General features: G+C 69.5%; 22 protein-coding genes and 1 tRNA gene. 7 read left to right on the top strand and 16 right to left on the bottom strand.

Going from position 1 to position 23,568, the window contains the following annotated elements; translation table 11 throughout:
- Positions 1-31: 31 nt before the first annotated feature.
- The 7 genes from tmk to ASD56_RS12670 all read right to left on the bottom strand — a co-directional run bounded on the left by tmk (position 32) and on the right by ASD56_RS12670 (position 6,373).
- Positions 32-694: a dTMP kinase gene (gene tmk / locus ASD56_RS12700; protein WP_235565700.1), complete on the bottom strand. Its 663-nt coding sequence runs from the start codon at positions 692-694 to the stop codon at positions 32-34.
- On the bottom strand, positions 691-3,447 hold the full coding sequence (topA, locus tag ASD56_RS12695; protein WP_055966272.1) for a type I DNA topoisomerase: 2,757 nt from the start codon (positions 3,445-3,447) through the stop codon (positions 691-693). Before topA ends, tmk begins: the two co-directional genes overlap by 4 nt.
- A 68-nt stretch (positions 3,448-3,515) precedes the next feature.
- The gene (locus ASD56_RS12690; protein WP_055966268.1) at positions 3,516-3,833 is read right to left on the bottom strand and encodes a hypothetical protein; all 318 of its coding nucleotides are present in this window, start codon (positions 3,831-3,833) and stop codon (positions 3,516-3,518) included.
- Positions 3,833-4,168 (bottom strand): TadE family type IV pilus minor pilin, encoded by a 336-nt coding sequence (locus ASD56_RS12685; RefSeq protein WP_055966265.1) that lies wholly within the window; start codon positions 4,166-4,168, stop codon positions 3,833-3,835. The genes ASD56_RS12690 and ASD56_RS12685 overlap by 1 nt, the downstream gene beginning before the upstream one ends.
- Positions 4,165-4,371: a DUF4244 domain-containing protein gene (locus ASD56_RS12680; protein WP_055966262.1), complete on the bottom strand. Its 207-nt coding sequence runs from the start codon at positions 4,369-4,371 to the stop codon at positions 4,165-4,167. Before ASD56_RS12680 ends, ASD56_RS12685 begins: the two co-directional genes overlap by 4 nt.
- A 65-nt stretch (positions 4,372-4,436) precedes the next feature.
- Positions 4,437-5,363 (bottom strand): type II secretion system F family protein, encoded by a 927-nt coding sequence (locus tag ASD56_RS12675; RefSeq protein ID WP_055966259.1) that lies wholly within the window; start codon positions 5,361-5,363, stop codon positions 4,437-4,439.
- Positions 5,360-6,373 (bottom strand): TadA family conjugal transfer-associated ATPase, encoded by a 1,014-nt coding sequence (locus ASD56_RS12670; RefSeq protein ID WP_082541464.1) that lies wholly within the window; start codon positions 6,371-6,373, stop codon positions 5,360-5,362. The genes ASD56_RS12675 and ASD56_RS12670 overlap by 4 nt, the downstream gene beginning before the upstream one ends.
- Positions 6,374-6,785: 412 nt before the next feature.
- Between ASD56_RS12670 and acs the strand changes: the two genes are divergently transcribed.
- Positions 6,786-8,750 carry an acetate--CoA ligase gene (acs, locus tag ASD56_RS12665; RefSeq protein ID WP_055966255.1) on the top strand — a complete coding sequence of 655 codons (1,965 nt, stop codon included), beginning with the start codon at positions 6,786-6,788 and terminating at the stop codon, positions 8,748-8,750.
- A gap of 60 nt (positions 8,751-8,810) precedes the next feature.
- Here acs and ASD56_RS12660 read toward each other — a convergent pair whose 3' ends face one another.
- Together ASD56_RS12660 and ASD56_RS12655 are read right to left on the bottom strand one after the other, a co-directional pair.
- The gene (locus ASD56_RS12660) at positions 8,811-9,278 is read right to left on the bottom strand and encodes a RidA family protein (RefSeq protein WP_055966252.1); all 468 of its coding nucleotides are present in this window, start codon (positions 9,276-9,278) and stop codon (positions 8,811-8,813) included.
- Complete coding sequence (locus tag ASD56_RS12655; protein ID WP_055966248.1) at positions 9,275-9,496, bottom strand: DUF4177 domain-containing protein; 222 nt, start codon at positions 9,494-9,496, stop codon at positions 9,275-9,277. The genes ASD56_RS12660 and ASD56_RS12655 overlap by 4 nt, the downstream gene beginning before the upstream one ends.
- Before the next feature lie 106 nt (positions 9,497-9,602).
- Between ASD56_RS12655 and ASD56_RS12650 the strand changes: the two genes are divergently transcribed.
- The 4 genes from ASD56_RS12650 (at position 9,603) to ASD56_RS12635 (ending at position 14,231) form a co-directional block, all read left to right on the top strand.
- The gene (locus ASD56_RS12650; protein WP_055966245.1) at positions 9,603-12,377 is read left to right on the top strand and encodes a transglycosylase domain-containing protein; all 2,775 of its coding nucleotides are present in this window, start codon (positions 9,603-9,605) and stop codon (positions 12,375-12,377) included.
- Positions 12,365-13,339 (top strand): metallophosphoesterase, encoded by a 975-nt coding sequence (locus ASD56_RS12645; protein WP_235565699.1) that lies wholly within the window; start codon positions 12,365-12,367, stop codon positions 13,337-13,339. The genes ASD56_RS12650 and ASD56_RS12645 overlap by 13 nt, the downstream gene beginning before the upstream one ends.
- 18 nt (positions 13,340-13,357) lie before the next feature.
- A tRNA-Pro gene (locus ASD56_RS12640) sits at positions 13,358-13,434 on the top strand.
- A 29-nt stretch (positions 13,435-13,463) separates the two neighbouring features.
- Positions 13,464-14,231 carry an HAD-IIB family hydrolase gene (locus tag ASD56_RS12635; protein ID WP_055967155.1) on the top strand — a complete coding sequence of 256 codons (768 nt, stop codon included), beginning with the start codon at positions 13,464-13,466 and terminating at the stop codon, positions 14,229-14,231.
- A 7-nt stretch (positions 14,232-14,238) separates the two neighbouring features.
- Here ASD56_RS12635 and ASD56_RS12630 read toward each other — a convergent pair whose 3' ends face one another.
- Both ASD56_RS12630 and ASD56_RS12625 read right to left on the bottom strand, forming a co-directional pair.
- Positions 14,239-15,522 carry an alpha-hydroxy acid oxidase gene (locus ASD56_RS12630; RefSeq protein ID WP_055966243.1) on the bottom strand — a complete coding sequence of 428 codons (1,284 nt, stop codon included), beginning with the start codon at positions 15,520-15,522 and terminating at the stop codon, positions 14,239-14,241.
- Positions 15,523-15,535: 13 nt separating this feature from the next.
- Positions 15,536-16,261, bottom strand: a complete 726-nt coding sequence (locus ASD56_RS12625) for a FadR/GntR family transcriptional regulator (protein ID WP_055966242.1) — start codon at positions 16,259-16,261, stop codon at positions 15,536-15,538.
- Positions 16,262-16,336: 75 nt separating this feature from the next.
- On the opposite strand from ASD56_RS12625, the gene ASD56_RS12620 reads away from it, so the two are divergent.
- Entirely contained in the window at positions 16,337-17,185 is an 849-nt protein-coding gene (locus ASD56_RS12620) for a DUF1295 domain-containing protein (RefSeq protein WP_055966241.1), read from the top strand.
- Here the strand turns inward: ASD56_RS12620 and galE are convergent.
- From galE to ASD56_RS12595, 5 genes are all read right to left on the bottom strand, one after another.
- Positions 17,170-18,189, bottom strand: a complete 1,020-nt coding sequence (gene galE / locus ASD56_RS12615) for a UDP-glucose 4-epimerase GalE (protein ID WP_055966239.1) — start codon at positions 18,187-18,189, stop codon at positions 17,170-17,172. The genes ASD56_RS12620 and galE overlap by 16 nt on opposite strands.
- A gap of 38 nt (positions 18,190-18,227) precedes the next feature.
- Positions 18,228-18,881 (bottom strand): thymidine kinase, encoded by a 654-nt coding sequence (locus ASD56_RS12610; protein WP_055966237.1) that lies wholly within the window; start codon positions 18,879-18,881, stop codon positions 18,228-18,230.
- A gap of 21 nt (positions 18,882-18,902) precedes the next feature.
- Positions 18,903-20,378 (bottom strand): malate:quinone oxidoreductase, encoded by a 1,476-nt coding sequence (locus ASD56_RS12605; protein ID WP_055967152.1) that lies wholly within the window; start codon positions 20,376-20,378, stop codon positions 18,903-18,905.
- A gap of 136 nt (positions 20,379-20,514) precedes the next feature.
- Positions 20,515-21,585, bottom strand: coding sequence for an aspartate-semialdehyde dehydrogenase (locus ASD56_RS12600; protein ID WP_055966234.1), 1,071 nt, complete (start codon positions 21,583-21,585; stop codon positions 20,515-20,517).
- A 27-nt stretch (positions 21,586-21,612) separates the two neighbouring features.
- Positions 21,613-22,899 (bottom strand): aspartate kinase, encoded by a 1,287-nt coding sequence (locus tag ASD56_RS12595; protein WP_055966232.1) that lies wholly within the window; start codon positions 22,897-22,899, stop codon positions 21,613-21,615.
- A gap of 179 nt (positions 22,900-23,078) precedes the next feature.
- On the opposite strand from ASD56_RS12595, the gene ASD56_RS12590 reads away from it, so the two are divergent.
- Positions 23,079-23,567 carry a hypothetical protein gene (locus ASD56_RS12590; RefSeq protein WP_055966231.1) on the top strand — a complete coding sequence of 163 codons (489 nt, stop codon included), beginning with the start codon at positions 23,079-23,081 and terminating at the stop codon, positions 23,565-23,567.
- The last annotated feature ends 1 nt before the right edge of the window (position 23,568 follow it).

Raw genomic sequence — 23,568 nt, 5'->3', positions numbered from 1 at the left:
TAACGGCGGGCCCCGACGATGACCGGCACGTTCAGCCCGCGGCCAGCAGGGACCGAAGGCGCTCGCGCACGGCGTCGGCGAGCTGTCCCGCGGGCAGCGAAGCGTCGAGCACGAGGAAGCGCCCGGGCTCCGCCGCGGCGAGCGCCAGGAACTCCTCGCGCACGCGTACGTGGAAGGTCTCGCGCTCGGCCTCGAGCCTGTCGAACGGCTTGTCGTCGGCGTCGAGCCGGAGCCGGGCGGCGGCGGGATCGAGGTCGAGCAGCACCGTGAGGTCGGGAAGCAGCCCTTCGGTCGCCCACAGCGACAGCGAGCGCACCTCGTCGCGCCCGAGCACGCGCCCCGCGCCCTGGTACGCGACCGAGGAGTCGAGATAGCGGTCCTGGATGACGACGTCGCCGCGGTCCAGCGCCGGGCGCACGACCGTCTCGATGTGGTGGGCGCGGTCGGCGGCGTACAGCAGCGCCTCCGCGCGCGGCGCGACCTCACCACGGTGGTGCAGCACGATGTCGCGGATCAGCACGCCCACCTCGGTGCCGCCCGGCTCACGGGTCCGGACCACATCGCGACCGTCCGCCCTCAGCCACTCCTCGAGCAGCGTCGCCTGCGTGGTCTTGCCCGCGCCGTCTCCGCCCTCGAACGTGACGAAGAGTCCGGCGCGGCTGCTCTCGCCGCCGGTCACGTCTCCCCCGGTCACTTCGCCGGGGGCTTCTTCGTGGCGGGCTTCTTGGCAGCGGGCTTCTTGGCAGCGGGGGCCTTGGCGGCCGTCTTGGCCGCGGGCTTCCGCGTCGTGGTGCGCTTGGGCGCGGGACCCTTGGCGCGCTTGTCGGCCAGCATCTGCACGGCGATCTCGTACGTGATGTCGTCGGGCGTCTGCCCGCGCGGGATCGTCACGTTCGTGACGCCGTCGGTCACGTAGGGACCGAAGCGGCCGTCCTTGACCTTGATCGGCTTCTCGCTGACCGGGTCGGCCTCGAACTCCTTGAGCGCGCTGCTCGCACCGCGAGCGCCGTACTTCGGCTGCGCGTACACGGCGAGTGCCTCGTCGAGCGTGATGTCGAAGATCTGCTGCTCGGCCTGGAGCGTCCGCGAGTCGGTCCCCTTCTTCAGATACGGTCCGTAGCGGCCGTTCTGGGCGGTGATCTCGGCCTGCGTCTCGGGGTCGATGCCCACCACACGCGGCAGCTCGAGCAGTTGCAGCGCGGTGTCGAGGTCGATCGTGTCGACGGCCATGGACTTGAACAGCGACGCGGTGCGGGGCTTCGGCGGCGCCGGCTCCTTCTTGGCGCCGCGCTTCTTCGGCGACGGCTCCGGCTCGACGATCTCGCCCATGGCCTCGTCCACCTCTTCGTCGGCCGGCGGGTCGATCTCCTGCACGTAGGGACCGAACCGGCCGTCCTTGACGACGATGAGCTTGCCGTTGGCCGCGTTCTCGCCGAGGACGCGGTCACCGGCGACCGGCGCGTCGATGAGCTCCTGCGCCCGGGCGGGGGTGAGTTCGTCGGGAGCCAGATCCTCCGGGATGTTCACGCGACGCGGCTCGGCGTCGGGATTCTCGGCGTCGGCGATCTCGAGGTATGGGCCGTACTTGCCGAACCGCAGGACCGCGACATCCCCGATGGGAGTGGAGTTCAGCGCGCGCGCGTCGATCTCGCCGAGGTTCTCGACGATGTTGCGCAGGCCCACCTGCTGCTCCGAGCCGAAGTAGAACTCCTTCAGCCAGTCCTCGCGCTTCTGCTCGCCGCGTGCGATGGCATCCAGGTCGTCTTCGAGGGCCGCGGTGAAGTCGTAGTCGACGAGATCGGCGAAGTGCTGCTCGAGCAGCCGGATGACACTGAAGGCCAGCCAGGTCGGGATGAGCGCCTGGCCGCGCTTGGTGACGTAGCCGCGGTTCAGGATCACGTCGATGATGCTGGCGAACGTGGAGGGGCGGCCGATGCCCTTCTCCTCGAGCGCCTTGACGAGGCTCGCCTCGGTGTAGCGCGGCTTGGGGCTGGTCGAGTGCCCCTTGGCCTCGACATCCTTCAGACGGAGCACATCGCCGACCTCGAGCGCGGGGAGCGCCTGCTCGTCGGACTTGTCGGAGTCGCCGCGCTTCTCGTCCTTGCCCTCTTCATAGGCTTCCAGGAAGCCCTTGAAGGTGTAGACGGTGCCCGAGGCGGTGAACTCCGCGCGGCGCCCGGCCGCGTCGACGGCGAGGGTCACGGTCGTCGTCTCGTACTTGGCGTCGGACATCTGGCTCGCCATCGTGCGCTTCCAGATGAGGTCGTACAGGCGCTGCTCGTCACGGTCGAGCTTGCCCGCGACCGATGCGGGGGTACGGAAGGTCTCGCCCGACGGGCGGATGGCCTCGTGCGCCTCCTGCGCGTTCTTGCTCTTGCTGGCATACACCCGAGGGTTGAGCGGGACGGCCTTCTCGCCGTACATCGACACCGCCTGCTCGCGCGCGGCCTGCACGGCCTGCGTGCTCAGCGCGGTGGAGTCGGTGCGCATATAGGTGATGAAGCCCTTCTCGTAGAGGCGCTGCGCCACGCTCATCGCGTGCTTGGCGCTCATCGAGAGCTTGCGGCCGGCCTCCTGCTGAAGGGTGGAGGTGGTGAAGGGGGCGCGGGGGCTGCGGGTTCCGGGCTTGGCTTCGACATTCGATACGGATGCCTCGGCCGCCGCCTCGATCGCGGAGGCGAGCTCGCGAGCCTGGGTCTCGTCGAGGACCAGCACGGCCTTCTTGAGCTCACCGGTGTCATCGAAGTCGGTGCCGCGTGCCAGCGCTGCACCGTCGACACGGGCGAGGCGCGCCGCGAAGGCTTCGGCGCCCTTGGCCGCCTGCGTCTCGATGTCCCAGTACGAGGCCGAGACGAACGCCATGCGCTCGCGTTCCCGCTCGACGACCATCCGGGTGGCCGCCGACTGCACGCGACCGGCGGAGGTGCCCTGCTGGACCTTGAACCACAGCACCGGGCTGACGTCCCAGCCGTACAGGCGATCGAGGATGCGACGGGTCTCCTGCGCGTCGACCAGCGCGAGATCGAGCTCGCGGGTGTGGTCGACGGCGGCGCGGATGGCGTCCTTGGTGATCTCGTGGAACACCATGCGCTTGACCGGGACCTTGGGCTTCAGGGTCTGGAGCAGATGCCACGCGATGGCTTCGCCCTCGCGGTCCTCATCAGTTGCGAGCAGGAGCTCGTCCGCTCCTTTGAGAGCGCGCTTGAGCTCGGCGACGGTCTTGCGGCCGCGTTCGCTCTCGACGTAGTAGGGGTCGAAGCCGTTGTCGACGTCGATCGAGTACTTGCCGTACGCCGCCTTCTTGTCGGCGGGGATGTCCTTCTTGTCCGCGAGATCGCGAATGTGCCCGACCGAGCTGAGCACCTCGTAGCCGTCTCCGAGGTAACCCTGGATCGACCTCATCTTCGTCGGAGACTCGACGATGACGAGCTTCTTGCCTTCTGCCACCGGGGGCGTCCTTTCGTCGTCGCAAACCATACACGTCGGTTCCCGGAGTGGTAGCTGTGAGCGCGTTCTCATGTCGGCGGGCCGGCACGTGCGCGGGCCGTGGCCGGGAACGCGCCGAAGTTCGCCGAGACGCTCACGGTGGCGATGAGCCCGGTCACCTCGCACGTCTCGACGGTCGCTCCCGCTGTCGCCGCGACTTCCGCCGCCCGCTCGCACGGGACGCCGGGAACGAGTCCGGACGCCGTGTCGGCGGCGGCCAACGCGGCCGCGTCGGCGGCTCCGGCCAAGCGCTGCCCGAAGACGGCCGCGGCCGAGGCTCCGGCCAGGGCGACGGCGAGGGCGGCAGCACAGCCGACGGCGCCGACCACGAGCGCCGCGCCCGGCATCACAGGCCCCCGGCGAGCGCGCAGCTGGACGCGGTCAAGGTGAACGGCAGTCCTGCCGGTGCCGAGGCGATCACGCACACGAGGTCACCGCGCTGCTCTATCCGAGCGGAGGCGCCCGCCGCCGCCTGCGCCACGGCCGCGTGCACCCGATCCGCCGGTTCGCCGCGCGCGGCCAGCCGGGCGGCGTCGGCCGCGGCATCCTGCAGCCGGACGCCGCGCGCGCCGGCGCCGAGCACTCCCATCGCGAGGACGATCACGATCACGAGTGCGGGCAGCGCCACCGCGAACTCGGCGACGACCGCACCGCGGTCGTCGCCGAGCCGGCGGCGGATCATGCGACCGTGAGCGCGCGGCGGATCAGGTCGGTGAGGATGCCGCGCACCTCGTCCGATCGCATGATCACCACCAGCAGCCCGGCGAACGCGACCGCCGCCATCGTGGCGATGGCGTACTCGGCGGTCGCGGCGCCGGTGTCGTCGGCGTCAGCGTCTGTGAACAGGCGGGCGGCGCGGCGGCGGGTGAGGGCGGGAAAGGACATGACGACTCCTGTCTTGTGGAAGGGCGGGCACGTGGGCACGGCTTTGCGGATCGGAGGGCGGGGCATCACAGCGACTGGGGCATGGCGGAGATGACGCTCAGCAGCATGGGCGCGACGCCCAGCAGCAGGAAGGCAGGCAGGGTGCAGACCCCGAGCGGCAGCAGCAGCCGTGAGGACAGCCGGGCGGCGCGGAGTCGTCCGTCGATCCGGGCACGATGCCGCGACATCGCCGCCGACGCACGGAGGAGCTCCACCGCCGGAACGCCCGCGGTGCGGGAGAGGGCGAGCACGGCATCCGTCGACTCGTCGGAGTCGGCCCCCGCCTGGCGGGTGATCGCCAGCGCACGCTCGATCGACACCCCTGCGCTCAGCGCGATCGCGAGCAGCTCGGCGCCGTGACCGGCGACTCCGCCGTCAGCCCGCGCCCGTCGCACGAGCGCGGCGCTCCACCGGCCGGCGGCCACGATGAGCGCGATTCCGGCCGCGAGACAGGCGAGCCCGACGGGGTGGCCGAGCAAGACGCCGAAGGTGTCGAAGCCGAGCGCGGCTCCGAGGCCGACCGCCACGAGCGGAAGCCACCCCATGAGCCTCGCCGTTCCGGCCGGCTCGGCGAGCGCCACCCGGACGTCGTCCGCCGCCTCCTGCGCGTCGCGCAGCGCTCCGGCGAATCCGCGGAGACTCTCGGCCAGCGGGGCCCCCACGGTGGTCGCCACCCGCCACGCCGCGGCCACGTCGCCCCAGGCGGACGCCCCCTCGGGCTGCGCGGCGCGACCGAATCGCCGGCGGGGCGCGGACTGCGGGGCGCCGGCCCTCGCGATCGCGTCGGGCAGCGGCATCCCTTCGTTCATCGCCGCGACGACGCGCACCGCCGTCGGGTCTCCCGACTCCGCCAGGAACCTCCACGCCCCCGCGGGCGCGACCCCTGCCTGGAGCAGGACGGCGAGCCGCAGCACCGCGTCCGCGGCGGCTTCGTCGGTTCTCGCGGCGCTCACTCGGCCGCCGCCATGGTCAAGCGTCCGGACTGGTCGGCGACCGGTCGCCCGACGGCGACCAGACGGCGCACACCGTCGCGGCCGCGCTCGACGTGCAGGACCGCGCCGATGGCGCTCACGACCTGCCGCGCGAGCGCTCGGTCGTCGAGGCCGGCAAGCGCCCCGAGCGCTTCGAGCCGGGCAGCGACGTCGCGAAGGCTGTTCGCGTGCACCGTGCCCGCTCCCCCGTCGTGGCCGGTGTTGAGGGCCGACAGCAGCTCGCGCACCTCTTCGCCCCGGCATTCGCCTACGACGAGCCGGTCGGGACGCATCCGCAGCGCCTCGCGCACGAGTCGCGCCAGTCCGATCGCGCCCGCGCCTTCGAGATTCGGCTGCCGCGCCTCGAGGCGGACGTGGTGCGGGTGGGAGATGCGCAGCTCGGCGACGTCCTCGATCGTGACGATGCGCTCGTGGGGTGGAGCCTGACCGAGCAGGGCCGCCAGCAGCGTCGTCTTGCCGGCTCCCGCGGCCCCGGTGACGAGCAGGTTCTCACGCCGTGCGACCAGGTCGTCGAGCTGAGCCCGCGCGGCGGCATCGAACATGCCGGCCGCCTGGAGTTCGTCGAGGTCGGGCTCGTCGAGGCTCGGCACCCGGATCGAGATCGCCGTACCCGTGGCGGAGATCGGCGGGAGGACGGCGTGCACGCGGACTCCCCCCTCGAGACGGACGTCGACGCAGGGCGAGGCGTCGTCGATATGCCGGCCGCCGAGCGAGATGAGCGTGATCGCGAGGTCGCGCACCTCGTCTTCGTCGGCCCGCCAGTGCTCTGCCTGCTCGAGCCCGGCGCCGCGGTCGACGAAGAGTCCGGCGGCCCCGTTGACGAAGAGGTCGGTGACGGCCGGGTCGTCGAGGTAGGGAGACAGCGGCCCGAGCGCCGGGTGCACCCGTCGCGCACGCGTCACCGCGGCCCGCAGCCGCACGCCCGACGGCGATCCGGCGGCACCGGGGCGGACGACGAACGGCTCGCGCATGCGTCGACGCTACGAGCCGCAGAGCCTCCGCTGGAGGCGGGCTCGCGGGACTGTGCGATCGGTCCGGGGACGCCGAGATGGGGAGGAGGCGGATGCCCTCCGGAAAGAAGGGCGGCATCCCATGGGGGGAATGGGATGCCGCCGCGCGCAGCACCACGTTTCGGGGGGTGATTCGGGTGCTGCAATGCCAGAATCGATGTTCGGCCGCTCGACAGCATATGCGAGAAGGCGGTGCGCGCAAAAAGATCATGAGAGCCTTCTCACCCAGGTGACGGGCGGAAAACGGAGACGCTCCTCCCCCTCCTTTCGGGGGTGGTGACAGCTGCCGCCGGAAAGTACATTTCGTGACAGACCCACCGGCGCGCTCGGCGCCGTGCCGAGATCACCCGAAGCCCGCGAAGGAGCGTGCTCAATGAGCAGCCAGATCGACCACCTTCTGAACGAGGACCGCCGTTTTGCGCCGTCCGACGACTTCACCGCGAACGCCGTCGCAACCGGCGAGCTCTACGACCGGGCGGCTGAAGACCGCGAGGGATTCTGGGCGGATCAGGCGCGCGAACTTCACTGGCACAAGCCCTTCACCGAGGTGCTCAACTGGTCGAACCCGCCCTTCGCCGAGTGGTTCGCCGACGGCGAGCTGAACGTCGCGTACAACTGCCTGGACCGTCACGTCGAAGCCGGCAACGGCGACCGCGTCGCCCTGCTGTGGGAGGGCGAGCCCGGCGATGAGCGCCGTGTCACGTACGCCGAGCTCACCGACGAGGTCAAGCGTCTCGCGAACGTCCTCGCCGGACTGGGGATCGGCGAGGGCGACCGCGTCGCCATCTACATGCCGATGGTGCCGGAGGCGGTGGCCGCCATGCTCGCGGTCGTGCGGATCGGGGCGATCCACTCGGTCGTCTTCGGCGGTTTCTCGGCCGACAGCCTGCGTTCACGCATCGACGATGCCGGCGCGAAGCTCGTCATCACCGCGGACGGCGGGTACCGCAAGGGCAAGGTCTCGCCGCTCAAGCCCGCCGTCGACCTCGCCCTCAGCGATCGCGGTACGGGCGTTCAGGAGACCGTCGAGCATGTGCTCGTCGTGAAGCGCGGCGGCAACGACGTGGAGTGGACAGAGGGGCGCGACCTCTGGTGGCACGACGTCGTGCCCGCCGCAGCGGCCGAGCACGAGGCGCAGTCGTTCCCCGCCGAGAACCCGCTCTTCATCCTCTACACCTCGGGGACCACGGGGAAGCCCAAGGGCATTCTTCACACGTCGGGCGGCTACCTCACCCAGTCGGCATTCACCAACCGCGTCGTCCACGATCTCCACCCCGAGACCGACGTGTACTGGTGCACCGCTGACATCGGCTGGATCACCGGCCACACCTACGTCACCTACGGCCCGCTGGCCAACGGGGCCACCCAGGTCATCTACGAGGGCACCCCGGATGCCCCGCATCCGGGTCGCTGGTGGGAGATCGTCCAGAAGTACGGCGTCACCGTGCTGTACACCGCGCCCACGGCGATCCGCTCCTTCATGAAGCTCGGCCGCGCGATCCCGAAGAAGTTCGACCTCTCGTCGCTGCGGGTGCTCGGCTCGGTCGGAGAGCCCATCAACCCCGAGGCCTGGATGTGGTACCGCGGCGTCATCGGCGGCAAGACGGCGCCGATCGTCGACACCTGGTGGCAGACCGAGACCGGCGCCATCATGATCTCCGCACTGCCCGGCGTCACCGAGACCAAGCCCGGATCGGCGCAGGTGCCGCTCCCGGGCATCTCGATCGACGTCGTCGACGAGGACGGCACGCATGTCGGCAACGGCAACGGCGGCCTGCTCGTGGTGACCGAGCCGTGGCCGTCGATGCTGCGCGGGATCTGGGGCGACCCGGAGCGGTTCGTCGAGACCTACTGGTCGAAGTTCGCCGCGCAGGGCTACTACTTCGCGGGCGACGGAGCTCGTCTCGATGACGACGGCGACGTCTGGCTGCTGGGCCGCGTCGACGACGTCATGAACGTATCGGGGCACCGCCTGTCGACCACCGAGATCGAGTCCGCCCTGGTCGGCAACGACGCCGTGGCGGAAGCCGCCGTGGTCGGGGCATCCGACGAGACCACCGGCCAGGCCGTGGTCGCCTTCGTCATCATCAAGCAGTCCTACCTCGACGCGCACCCGGTCGAGGGCCTCGGGCAGACGCTCCGCGCGTGGGTCGGCGAGCAGATCGGACCGATCGCGCGCCCTCGCGACGTGTACATCGTGGGCGAACTGCCCAAGACCCGCTCGGGCAAGATCATGCGACGCCTGCTGCGCGACGTCGCCGAGGGCCGTGAGGTCGGCGACACCACGACCCTCGCCGACACGGCCGTGATGAGCGTCATCTCCGCGCAGGTCAAGTAAGAGCAGAAGAGCGGATGCCGCAGCCCGGGGCTGCGGCATCCGCTCTGCTCTGTTGAACGATCAGGCGTAGGAGAAGACGACCTCGACCTCGACCGGCGAGTCGAGCGGCAGCACGGGCACGCCGACCGCGGAGCGGGCGTGACGGCCGGCATCGCCGAAGATCTCGCCGAGCACCTCGCTCGCGCCGTTGATGACGACCGGCTGGCCGGTGAACTCGGGCACGGAGGCCACGAAGCCGACGACCTTGACGACGCCGGTGAGGCGATCCACTCCGCCGACCGCGGCGGCCGCGGCGGCGATGGCGTTGAGGGCGCACTGGCGGGCGTACGACTTTGCGTCGGCGGCGGCGATGAGCCCGTCGGCGTCCCCCACCTTGCCAGTCGCCAGCAGCGACCCTGAGACGACAGGCAACTGCCCTGCGGTGTAGACCAGATCGCCGTGCGCCTTCGCCGGCATGTACGCGGCGACGGGAGGAACGACCTCGGGCAGCTCGATGCCGAGCTCGTCCAGGCGCTGCGAGACGCTCATGACGCGGGCTCCTCGAACTGCTTCGCGGCCTGAGCTGCGGCATCCAATCCGGTGTTGGCGGCTCCGCCGCCGCTCGGGCGCTTCAGGTACGCGACGAGTCCACCCTCGGGCCCGGGCACGACCTGGACGAGCTCCCACCCCTGCTTACCCCAGTTGTTGAGGATCGCGGCGGTGTTGTGGATCAGTAATGGCGTGGTGACGTATTCCCACGTCGTCATCGCGGCTCCTCGAGTCGGCGGACTGGGCTGGTGAAGGCTGGGAAACACCGCAGTGGGCGCACGTCCGTCAGGGAATCGCCCAGGTATCTCCCTTACGATCAACCCTATGCCTGATACCAATCGATCAGCTAGCGGCGTGCTCGGCGGCCTCCTCGGCCTCGTCGGCCTGAGCGCCGTCGCGGGTGTCCTGATCGCCGCCACCGTCACCCCCGCCATCGCTGTCTCCAGCTCCGCGGCCACCAGCGCGATCACGATGTTCGACAACCTTCCGAGCGTGCTCGAGATCGACAAGCTCATGCTGCCGAGCAACTTCTACGCGAAGAACCCCGAAACCGGCGAAGACGTCCTGATGACGAAGTTCCTCGAGCAGGACCGCACCCCGGTGCAGTTCGAGCAGGTGTCGCCGGTCATGTACGACGCGATCCTCTCCAGCGAGGACCCGCGCTACTACCAGCACGGCGGGGTCGACCTCATCGGCACGACGCGCGCCATCCTCTCCAACGCCGGCGGCGGCGGCGAGACGCAGGGTGGGTCCACGATCAGCCAGCAGTACGTGAAGAACGTCCTCATCCAGAAGTGCGAGCAGAACGCCGAAGACGAGTACGAGCTCGACGACGCAGGGCAGCCGGTCCTGGACGAACTCGGCCAGAAGGTCGTCAAGGTCTCGCGGAGCCAGGCGCTCGCCAACTGCTGGTCCGACGCGACGACGGCCGAGGGCACTGAGGGCTACACGCGCAAGCTGCAGGAGATGCGCTATGCGGTCGCCCTCGAGCAGAAGTACTCGAAGGAGGAGATCCTTCTCGGGTACTTCAACATCGCCAACTTCGGCGGCATCACCTACGGCGTCGAGTCGGCCGCGCGCTACTACTTCAGCACGACCGCGGCGAACCTGACCGTGGCTCAGGCCGCGACGCTCGCCGGCATGGTGCAGAACCCCAACAACTACCGCATCGACAAGCCGACCGGATCGATCTCCGGCGCAGACGGTGCCACTTTCAACAAGGCGCCGGACGGCGTGATCGACGAGGGCGCGAACATCGGCTCCCTCGACAAGATGCTGGAAGAGGGCACGATCACCCCCGAACAGCACCTCGCCGCTGCCGACGGCTACACGTCGACGAAGGTGCGCCAGCTGTACGTGCTCGGACGCATGCTCGAGGACGGCAAGATCACCCAGGAGCAGTACGTCGAGGCGGTCATCGCCCCGATCACGCCGGTCATCAGCCCGCCCGTCACCGGCTGCCAGGCCGCCCAGGGTGCCGCCTACTTCTGCCAGTACGTCAAGTACGTGATCCTCAACGACCCCGCCTTCGGTGAGACCGCTGAAGAACGCCGCGAGCTGCTCCAGCGCGGTGGCCTGAACGTCTACACCACGATGGACTCCCGCATCCAGACGGCCGCCAACACCGCGATGGCGCAGTACGCACCGACGTCCATCGGAATGGCTCAGGGCACTACCGTGGCCTCGCCTGGCCGCTTCGGCTCGACCACGGTAAGCATCGAGGCGACGACGGGCCGGATCCTCTCGATGGCGCAGAACACCGCGTTCAGTGAGGATGCCGCATTGGCCGCCGATCCGAACTACTCGGCGCAGGTGTACGCGGGCGACCTGCAGTTCGGCAATTCGACCGGCTTCAACGCCGGATCGACGTTCAAGCTCTTCACGCTGGTCGACTGGCTGGAGAAGGGCCACTCCGTCAACGAGACCCTGAACGGCACATTGCGCGTCTTCAAGAAGATGACCATCTGCGGCGAAACGTGGACCAATCCGTCTTCCAAGCCGACGAACAACTTCGGCAAGGACCGGGGACGCGTCGGGACGCCGATGCAGTTCACCGCTTCGTCGCTGAACACCGGCTACTTCGCCATGGCCGAGAAGCTCGACCTCTGCGACGTCGCTGCTGCCGCGACGAAGATGGGCGTCAAGCAGGGAAACGGCGATCCGATCACGATGGACAACCTCAACTCGGTCATCGGCACAGCCAACGTCTCGCCGCTGGCGATGGCCGAGGCGTACGCCACCATCGCGAACAACGGCATGTACTGCCAGCCTCAGGCGATCGACCGCGTCACCGACTCTGAGGGGGTCGACCTGCCCAAGCCGGCGCGCACCTGCACTCAGGTGATCGACCCGAAGGTCGCGGCGACCGCAGCCTACGCCCTGCAGGGCGTCATGCGGGGCGGCACCGGCGGCGGTGGCAATCCGAACGACGGTACTCCGCTGATCGGCAAGACCGGCACACACGAGGAGATCCAGTCCTGGCTCATCGCGTCGAGCACCAAGGTCGCCACGGCGACGTGGGCCGGCAACGTCCAGGGCGGCGGCGACATCTTCAAGACCTCGAACAAGGGAACCCGGCTCTCCGACATCCGCTTCCGCATCACGAAGGCAGTCCAGGGTGCCGCCAACGCCGCATACGGCGGAGACGCCTTCGCCAAGCCGGACTCCGAGCTCACCAAGTTCGTGCTGACAGATCTCCCGAGCGTCGTCGGTCTCGGCGTCGCGGAGGCCACGGCTGCCCTGGAGGCTGCCGGCTTCTCGGTCGCGGTCGGCCCGCCCGTCGACTCCGACATCGCGGAGGGCCTCATCGCCGCGCAGAACCCGGGCGCGGGCAAGGTCGCGGGCGGCTCGGTCGTCACGATCAGCCCGAGCAACGGTCAGGCACTGAAGGTCGTCGACGTGGCCGGGCGCCCGTTGGACCAGGCGATCGCCGAGCTGAGACGCTCGTTCGGCAACGTCCAGCCCGGGACTTGCACCGTCGACGCGGCGGCCCCGCCGAACCAGGACCGCGCGACGAGCAGCACGCCGGCCGCCGGCAGCGTGGTCAACCGCAATGCCGCCATCCTCGTGAACTACTCCAGTCGCGAGTGCAACGACTGACCGCGCCCGCCGCTCGGCGCGCTCCCCGCACTGCCCTCACCGCGCTCGGCGCGGTGGGGGCGGTCGGAGCAGCCGCGGCGGTGTGGGGCATTGGAATCGAACGCTACCTCTTCACGGTGCGAAGACACGAGGTCGCCGTGCTGCCGGCCGGTGCGCCGTCCATTCGCGTCCTGCACCTGTCCGACGCGCACATGGCGCCGTGGCAGCACCGCAAGCAGCGCTGGATCGCCGCTCTCGCCGGCCTGCAGCCCGACCTCGTGGTCAACACGGGCGACAACATGGGCCACCGGAACGGACTGCTCGGCCTTCGCGCTGCCTTCGACCCGCTGCGCGGGGTCCCCGGGGTGTTCGTGCACGGATCGAACGATCACGCCGCTCCCTCGCCGCGGAACCCGCTCAAGTACTTCACCGGCCCCTCGAAGGGGACGCGGATCGCCGAGCCGCTGGACACCGAGGCGCTCGACGACTATCTGACAGACGAGCTCGGGTGGCTGAATCTCAACAATGCCGCCGGCTCGCTCGAGATCGCAGGGCTGCGAATCGACGCCTTCGGCGTCAGCGACGCCCATCGCTCGTGGGACCGCCTGGAGGATCTTCCCGTCGCTCTCGCGGGCCTCGACGGCATCCGCTCGGCTGCGCTTCGCATCGGCGTGACGCACGCCCCGTACCGACGGGTGCTCGACCGGTTCACCGAGCTGGGAGCGGACGCCCTCTTCGGCGGCCACACCCACGGCGGCCAGGTTCGGGTCCCGGGCATCGGGGCCCTCGTGGCGAACTGCGACATCCCGCTTCGCCAGGCCCGCGGTCTCAGCGACTGGCGGCACGACAACCGCACGGTCCCGCTGAACGTCAGCGCAGGGCTGGGGCACTCCATCTATGCTCCGGTCCGGTTCGCCTGCCGACCGGAGGCCTCCCTCCTGACCCTGGTTCCCGTGTCAGAAGCATCCCCGACCATCGGGTAGACTCGGAGGGTTGCAAAGCGGGGTGTGGCGCAGCTTGGTAGCGCGCGTCGTTCGGGACGACGAGGCCGCAGGTTCAAATCCTGTCACCCCGACCATGAGTCAAGCGAGGAAGATGAGCAGCCGCATGTCCGCTCCCCGTCTGGTGGCGTTCGATCTGGACGACACGCTCGCTCCATCCAAGAGCGAGATCGATCCGCGCATCGGCGAACTGCTGATCGCACTGGCGGATCGCGTCGAGGTGGCCATCATCTCGGGCGGGCAGCTCGCGCAGTTCACGTCACAGGTGGTCGACCGCCTTCCCGATGCCTCTCCCGACGCGCTGTCGAGGCTGCATCTGCTCCCGACCTGTGGAACCCAGTACTACCGTCTGACGCCGGACGGCATCACGACCGTCTACGCGCACTCCCTGACGGACGACCAGAAGTCGCGCGCACTCGAGGCAGTGGAGGGCGAGGCGCGCCGTCTGGGTCTCTGGGAAGCCGAGACCTGGGGCGATATCCTCGAGGACCGCGGCTCGCAGATCACGTTCTCGGCGCTCGGCCAGCGCGCCCCGCTCACCGCGAAGGTCGCGTGGGACCCCACCGGCACCAAGAAGAACACGCTGCGCGCCGCGGTGGCGGATCGCATCCCGGATCTCGAGGTGCGCTCGGGCGGCTCGACGTCGGTCGACATCACGCACCGCGGGATCGACAAGGCCTTCGGCATGCGCCAGCTGTCGGAGCAGACCGGCATCCCGCTGGACGATATGCTCTTCGTCGGCGATCGCCTGGACCCGGACGGCAACGATTACCCGGTCCTCGCCATGGGCGTCGCCTGCCAGGCCGTCGAGGGCTGGGAGGAGACCGCCGAGTTCCTCGAGCGGCTCCTGCCCACCTTGCCCTCCCGGGCCTGACGGACTCTCAGGCCTTCGCGGCGGTGCGTGCTCGCGGGACCCGCGCCGGAGCAGACTGCGCCGCCACCGGCACGAGCCGCTGCAGCTGCGTGACGTGCTTCGGCTCGAGCTCGGCCAGCGTCGAGACGCCGAGCAGCTGCATGGTGCGCTCGATCTCGCTGCGAAGGATCGCGATCGTGCGGTCGACGCCCTGACGCCCGCCGGCCATCAGGCCGTAGAGGTACGCACGCCCGATGAGCGTGAACTTGGCACCCAGAGCGATCGAGGCGACGATGTCGGCCCCGTTCATGATGCCGGTGTCGATCATCACCGTCGCATCCTTGCCGACCTCCTTGACGACCTTCGGCAGCAGGTGGAACGGGATGGGCGCACGGTCCAGCTGGCGCCCGCCATGGTTGGACAGGATGATGCCGTCCACGCCGGCGTCGATCAGCCGCACGGAGTCCTCGACGTTCTGGACGCCCTTGACGACGATCTTGCCGGGCCAGATGTCGCGGATGATCGCCAGGTCGTCGTAGCTGATCGTCGGGTCCATCGCGGCGTTGAGCAGCTCGCCGACCGTGCCCCCCGTGGTCGACAGCGACGCGAACTCCAGCTTGGGCGTGGTGAGGAAGTCGTACCACCACCACGGGCGCGGCAGGGCGTTGATGATCGTGCCCACCGTGAGCTGCGGGGGGATCGAGAACCCGTTGCGCTTGTCGCGGAGCCGGGCGCCGGCGACGGGCGTGTCGACCGTGAACTGCAGCGTGTCGAAGCCGGCCTCGGCCGCGCGCTTGGCCAGGCCGTACGAGATCTCACGGTCGCGCATGACGTACAGCTGGAACCAGTTGCGTCCGTGCGGGTTCGCGGCTTTGACGTCCTCGATCGACGTCGTGCCGAGCGTGGAGAGGGTGAACGGGATGCCGGCGGCGGCCGCCGCGGATGCGCCGGCGACCTCGCCCTCGGTCTGCATCAGGCGGGTGAAGCCGGTCGGCGCGATGCCGAACGGCAGCGCGCTCGGCCCGCCGAGGATCTCGACGGACGTGTCCACATCGGGGGCCGGACGGAGGATGCCGGGGTGGAACTCGATGTCCTCGAACGCCTGGCGAGCGCGCGAGAGCGACAGCTCGCCGTCGGCTGCGCCGTCGGTGTAATCGAAGGCGGCCTTCGGGGTGCGCCGCTTGGCGATCGTGCGAAGGTCGGCGATCGTGAGCGCGGCGTCGAGCCGGCGCTTGCGGCCGTCGAGCTCGGGCTTCTTGAACTGCATGAGCTCCAGGAGCTCCGAGGGCTTGGGCAGCTGGCGCTGGACCATGGTGTGGCTTCCTTCAGTCATTCGCGCGGGGGAGGCCCGCTTCGGCGTAGTAGCCGGTGATGTGGTCGTGGATGAGGGTTCGGGCAGGGCCGGGCTGACCTGCGTCGATGGCCTTGAGGATCGCCCGATGCTCGCGGCGCAGGCGCGAGGCCGCGGCGTCCCAATCAGAGATGCCCGCCGCACCCGCCTGGACATACGACTCGATGGCCGTGCGCAGGCCCGCCATCATGGCCGCGATGACGACATTCCCGGACGCCTCGGCCAGCGCCAGATGGAGCTGGGCGTCGAGCGAGAGGAACTCGTCGGCCGTGAGGTCGGGAGCCTCCATGGCGTCGACGATGGCCAGCGCCGCGGACAGCTCGCGGCCGCTGTCACCGGCGAGGGCTTCGACGACCGCGGATTCGAGCACGAGTCGCGTCTTCACCACGTCGTCGAGCGGGAATCCCTGTGCCGCGACCTGCAGCCGCAGCAGCGCCGACATGCCGCCCTGCGGCGTCGCGATGATGATGGCGCCGGACGTGGGCCCTGAGCCCGTACCGGTGCGGATGAGACCCATGACCTCGAGCACGCGCAGCGCTTCGCGCACGCTGGATCGTCCGACACCGAGACTCGATGCGAGCTCGCGCTCGGGCGCGAGGCGGTCGCCGGGGCGTAGACGGCCGTCGAGCAGGTCGATCTCGATCTTCTCGAGCACGAGCTGCCACGCACGTGTGGTCTGGGTCGGCGCCGACGGGGCCACAGAACTCCTCGAATCGATGTGGTCGGACCACAGTACCGTGTGGTCCGACCACACGCAACCGCTACTGTGAGCGGCATGGATCCCCTGCTCCTCGTCCTCCTCGTCGCAGGTGCTGCCTGTGCCTTCTGCTGGATCGCCTCGCTCATCACGCACGACACATCGTGGGTGGACCGGCTGTGGTCGATCGTGCCGGTGGTCTACGTGTGGATCTTCGCGGTCGACGCGCTCATCGCCGGGGCCGACGCCGCGCGCCTGCTGATCATGGCGGTGCTGGTGACAGCATGGGGCGCCCGGCTCACCTACAACTTCGCCCGCAAGGGCGGCTACACCGGCATGGAGGACTACCGCTGGGCGGTCCTGCGCGGACGTATGAAGCCGTGGCAGTTCCAGGTGTTCAACCTGTTCTTCATCGTGCTCTATCAGAACGCCCTGCTGGTCCTGATCTCACTCCCGGCATACGTCGCGTGGCAGCATCCGGTCCCTGTCGGGATCTGGGACGGGGTCTTCGCGGTCGTGTTCGCTGCGTTCCTCATCGGTGAGACGATCGCCGACCAGCAGCAGTGGGACTTCCACCGGCAGAAGCGCGCCGCCGGCGGCACCCTCGAGCCCGGGTTCGTCACCACCGGACTCTTCGCCTACAGCCGCCACCCCAACTTCTTCTTCGAGCAGGCGCAGTGGTGGGCGCTCTACGCGATCGGCGCCACGGCGGCCGTGTCGAGCGGACTCGGGCTCTGGGGCGGAGCGCTGAACTGGACCGTCGCGGGACCGGCACTGCTCACGTTGCTGTTCATCGGCTCGACGATCTTCACCGAGTCGATCACGGCGTCGAAGTACCCCGCCTACGCCGAGTACCGCCGCACGACGTCGATGCTCGTGCCGCTCCCGCGGCGTCGCGCTCGGGCAGGTGGTCAGGCGCTCGCGTAACCCGCGGGATTCTGCGACTGCCAGTTCCAGGAGTCCCGGCAGGCATCGTCGATCGTGCGTGTCGCCTGCCAGTGCAGCTCCGCCTGGGCCTTCGCCGGATCGCAGTAGGTCGCAGCGACGTCGCCCGCCCGGCGGGGCAGCACCTCGCGCGGCAGTTCGCGTCCGGAGGCGCGCTCGAACGCGGCGATGAGCTCGAGCACACTCACCGGTGATCCGGTCCCGAGGTTGAAGACGTCGTAGCCGGGCTGTGCGTTCTCGAGTGCCGCGACATGGCCGGCGGCGAGGTCGACGACGTGGATGTAGTCCCGCTGGCCGGTGCCGTCGGGAGTGTCGTAGTCGTCGCCGAAGATTCCGACGCGCTCGAGCGACCCCACCGCGACGCGCGCGACATACGGCATCAGGTTGTTCGGGATGCCGGTCGGGTCCTCCCCGATGAGCCCGCTCGGGTGAGCGCCGACGGGGTTGAAGTAGCGCAGGCTCGTGACCGAGAGCGCAGGGTTCACGCGCGCCACGTCCTCGAGCACGACCTCGTTCATCCGCTTGGACTTGCTGTAGGCGTTCGAGAGGTCGATGCTCGTCGTCGAGGTCTCTGTGAACGGCAGATCGGCCGGGTCCGAGTACACCGTGCCGGTACTGGAGAAGAGGAATGAGCGGATGCCGCGCGCGATGCCCACCCGCAGCAGCGCGTACGTGGTGCCGAGGTTGTTGGCGTAGTACTCCAGCGGCTTCTGCGTCGACTCACCGACGGCCTTGAACGCCGCGAGGTGGACGATGGCATCGAACGGACCGTGATCGTCGAAGGCTGCGGCGACGACCGCGTCCTCGGCCGCGTCTCCGATCACGAGAGGCACGGTCGTGCCGGTGATGCGCCCGACCCGCTCCACAGCCACAGCGGACGAGTTCGACAGATCGTCGAGCACGACGGCCTCGTGCCCTGCTTCGATGAGGGCCACGGCGGTGTGCGCGCCGATGTAGCCGGCGCCGCCGGCAAGGAGTACTCGCATGTTTCCAGCCTAGAGCGCCGGGGATGCGGCATCCGGATCTATTGCAGTCGCCCGCCGGACTCGCGCAGGTAGCACTCCGCGCACATCGATTCGTAGGTGACCCGGTCGGCGGAGAGCTCGTCGATCGCCACCTGGTCGCCGTCGAAGACGAACCGGCCGCCGACGAGTCGTGCGTTGAAGAGCGCCTTCCGGCCGCACCGGCAGATCGTCTTCAGCTCCTCCAGGCTGTGGGCCAGCTCGAGCAGCCGGCGCGACCCCGGGAAGGCATGGGTCTGGAAGTCGGTGCGGATGCCGTAGGCGAGGACGGGGACGCCGTCGAGCACCACGATCCGCAGGAGGTCGTCGACCTGCTCGGGAGTGAGGAACTGCGCCTCGTCGACGAGGAGGCACGCCACGTCGGGAGGGGCGTCGCCGGTGCGGGCCTCGGGGATGAGCGCCTCCTCCGCGTGGACGCGGACCCGCTCGCGATGCTCGGCGAACAGCGCGCGCAGGTCGGCGCCGGGCGCGATGAGGAAGTCCACCTCGCGCTGCATCCCGAGGCGGCTGGAGATCTGGTCCGCGCCCTTGGTGTCGATCTCGGGTTTGGCCAGCAGCACGTGCTGCCCGCGCTCCTCGTAGTTGTACGCCGCCTGCAGCAGCGACGTCGACTTGCCGGAGTTCATCGCGCCGTAGCGGAAGTAGAGCTTGGCCACGAGCAGCGTGTCCTGGGTCCGTTACGCCGTGATCGCGAGGGCGGCAGCGGTCTCGGTGAGGACCTCGCGCGCCGCTTCGGGCCGCGCGTTGAGGGTCTCGCCATAACTCGGGACGAGCTCGCGCAGCCGCGGCTCCCAGCCGTCGATCTGCTGCGGGAAGCAGGTCTTGAGCAGGCCGAGCATGATCGAGACTGCGGTCGAGGCGCCCGGTGAGGCACCCAGCAGGCCGGCGATGGTGCCGTCGGCGCCGGTGACGACCTCGGTCCCGAACTGCAGGATGCCGCCCTTCTCGGGGTCCTTCTTCATCACCTGCGCGCGCTGGCCGGCCTGGATGAGCTCCCAATCGGCATCCTTGGCCGTCGGCATGAAGGTGCGGAGACTGTCGACCTTCTTGGCGTGGTTCTTCAGCAGCTCGCCGACGAGGTAGGTGATGAGCGACGGGTTGTCCCACGCGACCTTGAGCATCGGCCCGATGTTGCCGGGACGGACCTGAGCGACGATGTCGAACAGCGAGCCGTTCTTGAGGAACTTCGGGCTGAACGTCGCGAACGGGCCGAAGAGGAGGGATGCCTCGCCGTCGACGACGCGGGTGTCGAGGTGCGGCACCGACATGGGCGGCGCGCCCACCGAAGCCTGCGAGTAGACCTTCGCCTTGTGCTGAGCCACGACGGCGGGGTTCGTCGTCTTGAGGAACTGGCCGCCGATCGGGAACACGCCGTAGCCGGAGATCTCGGGGATGCCCGAGCGCTGCAGCAGCTTGAGCGCCCAGCCCCCGGCTCCGACGAAGACGAACTTTGCGCGGATCTCACCGGGCGTGCGGCCGATCGACCGGCGGTACCGAACGCGCCAGGTGCCGTCGGCCAGGCGCTTGAGCCGGCGCACCTCGGTGTTGGTGCGGACATCCGCACCGTTGTCGGCGAGGTGAGCGAACAGCTGTCGGGTCAGTGCACCGAAATCGACGTCGGTTCCCGCCGGAACACGGGTGGCGGCGAACGGCTCGCCCTTGCGGCGCTTCTGCATGAGCAGGGGGGCCCAGGTGTTGATGACGCGGGAGTCCTCGCTGTACTCGATGCCCGCGAAGAGCGGCTGCTCGCGGAGCGCCTCATAGCGCTTCTTGAGGAAGGCGACGTCCTTCTCGCCGCGCACGAAGGTCATGTGCGGGGCGGAGTTGATGAAGGTCGACGGCGAGTCGAGGACGCCCTCCTCGACGAGCGTGGCCCAGAACTGGCGGCTCTGCTGGAACTGCTCGTTGATCGAGACCGCCTTCGCCGGGTCGACGGTGCCGTCCTTCGCCTCGGGCGTGTAGTTCAGCTCGCACAGCGCCGCGTGGCCGGTGCCGGCGTTGTTCCACGCGTTCGAGCTCTCGAGGGCGACGTCGTGCAGCCGCTCGAAGACCGCGATCTTCCAGGTGGGCTGCAGCTCCTGCAGCAGCGCCCCCAGCGTCGCGCTCATGATGCCGCCGCCGATCAGCAGGACGTCGACGGTGCCGTCGGGCATCTCGCTGTCATCGGGGTGGGGCAGGGCGTCGGCGGGCGTTTCGGTCACCCGACAAGTCTAGGCGCGCGCGAAAGAGCCCCTGACCGGCGGCGTCCTGCCGTGCCGAAAGTCCCGCGGTTCTTGCCCGCGGCGAAAATCAGGCGTTCGTGCTCAGCGACGCCGCGACGACCTCGGCGATCTGCACCGCGTTGAGCGCGGCGCCCTTGCGGAGGTTGTCGTTCGAGATGAAGAGCACGAGCCCCTTGCCCTCGGGAGCGGACTGGTCGGCGCGGATGCGGCCGACGTAGCTCGGGTCGTTGCCGGCCGCCTGCAGCGGGGTCGGCACCTCTTCGAGCGCTACGCCCGGCGCCGACGCCAGGATGTCGCGCGCGCGCTGCGGCGTGATGTCGCGTGCGAACTCGGCGTGGATCGACAGCGAGTGACCGGTGAAGACCGGCACGCGCACGCAGGTGCCCGCAACGCGGAGGTCGGGCAGTTCGAGGATCTTGCGGCTCTCGTTGCGGAGCTTCTTCTCCTCGTCGGTCTCGTTCCACCCGTCGTCGACCAGGCTGCCCGCGAGCGGGATCACGTCGAAGGCGATCGGGGCGACGTACTTCTGCGGCGCGGGGAAGTCCACGGCGGAGCCGTCGTGGACGAGATCGAGCGTGTTGCCCTGAGCGAGCACACCCTCGACCTGCCCGAGCAGCTCCTGCGCGCCGGCGAGCCCGGAGCCCGAGACGGCCTGGTAGGTCGACACGATGAGACGCTCGAGGCCGGCCTCGGCATCCAGCACCTTCAAGACCGGCATCGCGGCCATGGTGGTGCAGTTCGGGTTGGCGACGATGCCCTTCTTCGCCTCGGCGATCGCGTGCGGGTTGACCTCGCTGACGATGAGGGGGACCTCGGGGTCCATGCGCCAGGCGCTGGAGTTGTCGATCACGAGCGCTCCGGCTTCCGCGAAGCGCGGGGCGTGGGCGCGGCTGCCGGTAGCACCGGCCGAGAACAGGGCGATGTCGATGCCGGCGGGATCCGCCGTCTCGATGTCTTCGATGACCACGCTCTGGCCGGCGAACTCGACGGTCGTGCCAGCCGAGCGGGAAGTCGCGAAGAGGCGGAGCTCCCCGATCGGGAAGTTGCGCTCGGCCAGGATCTCGCGCATGACCGTGCCGACCTGGCCGGTGGCGCCGACGATCGCGACGGAGAGTCCTGAATCGGAGATGCGGGTCATTTCAGAATCCTAACTTCGCGGCCGGGGTCAGCGGCCGGTGCCGGCGTGGACGACGGCGTCGGAGTCGCCGTCGAGCCCGTAGGCGGTGTGGACCAGGCGTGCAGCCTCGGCGAGGTCGTCGCCGCGCACCACGACCGAGATGCGGATCTCGGACGTCGAGATCATCTCGATGTTGATCCCCGAATTGCTCAGCGCCTCGAAGAGCGTCGCCGAGACGCCCGAGTGGGTGCGCATGCCGGCGCCGACGACCGAGAGCTTGCCGATCTGGTCGTCGTGGACGAGGCTCTCGTACCCGATCTCGCCCTGGTCGCCCGACAGCGCCCGGAGGGCGATGGCCGAGTCGGTCTTGGGCAGGGTGAACGAGATGTCGGCGCGGCCGGTGGTCGCCGCCGACACGTTCTGCACGATCATGTCGACGTTGGCACCGGACTTGGCGATGACCTTGAAGATCTCCGCGGCTTTGCCCGGCACATCGGGGACGCCGATGACCGTGATCTTGGCCTGGCTGAGGTCGGTCGCGACTCCGGCGACGATCGGCTCTTCCATGTCTTCTCCCTTTTGGCCGTCGGGGAGCGTCATCCCCGGGCCGAGAACGTAGGTGCCCACGCTCGAGCTGAACGTGGAGCGCGAGTGGATCAGCACGCCGTGGCGGCGTGCGTACTCGACGGCGCGGATGTAGAGGACCTTCGCGCCGTTCGCCGCGAGCTCGAGCATCTCCTCGGACGAGACCGCGGTGAGCTTGCGCGCCTTCGGCACGACGCGCGGGTCGGCCGTGAAGATGCCGTCCACGTCGCTGTAGATCTCGCACACATCGGCGTCGAGGGCTGCGGCCAGCGCCACGGCGGTCGTGTCGGAGCCGCCGCGGCCGAGGGTCGTGATGTCGCGGGTGTCGCGGTTGAAGCCCTGGAAACCGGCGACGATGACGATTGCGCCCTCGTCGAGCGCCTCACGGAGGCGGATCGGAGTGACGTCCACGATGCGGGCGGCGCCGTGCGTGGCATCCGTGATCATGCCGGCCTGACTGCCGGTGAACGAGCGCGCCTCGAACCCCATGGAGTGGATGGCCATCGCCAGCAGGGCCATCGAGATCCGCTCACCGCTGGAGAGCAGCATGTCCAGCTCGCGCGGGGCCGGGATGGGGGCGACCTGGTTCGCGAGGTCGAGCAGCTCATCCGTCGTGTCGCCCATGGCACTCACGGCGACGACGACATCGTGGCCGGCGCGGCGGGCGTCGACGATCCGCTTCGCGACGCGCTTGATGCTCTCGGCGTCGGCGACCGACGATCCGCCGTACTTCTGAACGATCAGCGCCACGTTCGAACTCCCGGGAAATGCCGCCTCGCGGCACACAAGTCTCACGAGCGCGATCGGATGCCGCGCCCGAGGGTCCATCTTACGGAGGCGGTCATTCCTCCCCCGCCATGTGACACCGGACGTCCAGGCTGCCGTCAACGTCGGCTGCGCGCAGGCGGGCACGTCGCTAGCATCCGGACATGGATCAACTCGACGCGTGGTCGGAGTTCAACGTCGCGATGGTCGGTGCGACCGCGGCCCTTGCGGGTCTCGTGATCGTCGCGTCGAGCGTCAACATCGTGGAGATCATCAAGTCCAGCACGCTCACGGCGCGACTCGCGGCGGCGATCGCCGCGCTCGTGCTCGCCATCGTGGTCGCCGGACTCGGGCTGATGCCCGGCATCGGGACCCTCTGGTACGGGATCGCGATCGCTGCCGCGACGATGGTTGCCGGGGCGTTCCAGGTGCACGCCACCATCACCATCGTGCGCGACCCCGTGCCCGAGCACACGGGCCGGTTCCTCAAGTCGGCACTCGGGTTCGCACCCGTGCTGGCGTACACGGCGGCCGCGGCACTGCTCGTACTCGGCGCGCCGGGCGGCCTGGTGATCGCGGCCGTCGCGGCGCTGCTCGCCATCGTCTCGGCCATCGTGGTGTCGTGGGTGGCGCTCGTCGAAGTGCTGCGCTGAC

Origin of the sequence: Microbacterium sp. Root166, from assembly GCF_001427145.1 — a bacterium.
GTDB lineage: Bacteria > Actinomycetota > Actinomycetes > Actinomycetales > Microbacteriaceae > Microbacterium.
The sequence above is the reverse complement of the archived record's forward strand: the minus strand, read 5'-3'. Positions and strand labels throughout refer to the sequence as shown.

Bases quoted from the DNA above. Each gene is read 5' to 3' on its own strand.
- ASD56_RS12690 (WP_055966268.1), bottom strand. From the start codon at position 3,833: ATGCCGGGCGCGGCGCTCGTGGTCGGCGCCGTCGGCTGTGCTGCCGCC.
- ASD56_RS12685 (WP_055966265.1), bottom strand. From the start codon at position 4,168: ATGATCCGCCGCCGGCTCGGCGACGACCGCGGTGCGGTCGTCGCCGAG.
- ASD56_RS12680 (WP_055966262.1), bottom strand. From the start codon at position 4,371: ATGTCCTTTCCCGCCCTCACCCGCCGCCGCGCCGCCCGCCTGTTCACA.
- ASD56_RS12670 (WP_082541464.1), bottom strand. From the start codon at position 6,373: ATGCGCGAGCCGTTCGTCGTCCGCCCCGGTGCCGCCGGATCGCCGTCG.
- acs (WP_055966255.1), top strand. From the start codon at position 6,786: ATGAGCAGCCAGATCGACCACCTTCTGAACGAGGACCGCCGTTTTGCG.
- ASD56_RS12660 (WP_055966252.1), bottom strand. From the start codon at position 9,278: ATGAGCGTCTCGCAGCGCCTGGACGAGCTCGGCATCGAGCTGCCCGAG.
- ASD56_RS12655 (WP_055966248.1), bottom strand. From the start codon at position 9,496: ATGACGACGTGGGAATACGTCACCACGCCATTACTGATCCACAACACC.
- ASD56_RS12650 (WP_055966245.1), top strand. From the start codon at position 9,603: ATGCCTGATACCAATCGATCAGCTAGCGGCGTGCTCGGCGGCCTCCTC.
- ASD56_RS12635 (WP_055967155.1), top strand. From the start codon at position 13,464: ATGTCCGCTCCCCGTCTGGTGGCGTTCGATCTGGACGACACGCTCGCT.
- ASD56_RS12630 (WP_055966243.1), bottom strand. From the start codon at position 15,522: ATGGTCCAGCGCCAGCTGCCCAAGCCCTCGGAGCTCCTGGAGCTCATG.
- ASD56_RS12620 (WP_055966241.1), top strand. From the start codon at position 16,337: ATGGATCCCCTGCTCCTCGTCCTCCTCGTCGCAGGTGCTGCCTGTGCC.
- galE (WP_055966239.1), bottom strand. From the start codon at position 18,189: ATGCGAGTACTCCTTGCCGGCGGCGCCGGCTACATCGGCGCGCACACC.
- ASD56_RS12605 (WP_055967152.1), bottom strand. From the start codon at position 20,378: ATGCCCGACGGCACCGTCGACGTCCTGCTGATCGGCGGCGGCATCATG.
- ASD56_RS12600 (WP_055966234.1), bottom strand. From the start codon at position 21,585: ATGACCCGCATCTCCGATTCAGGACTCTCCGTCGCGATCGTCGGCGCC.
- ASD56_RS12590 (WP_055966231.1), top strand. From the start codon at position 23,079: ATGGATCAACTCGACGCGTGGTCGGAGTTCAACGTCGCGATGGTCGGT.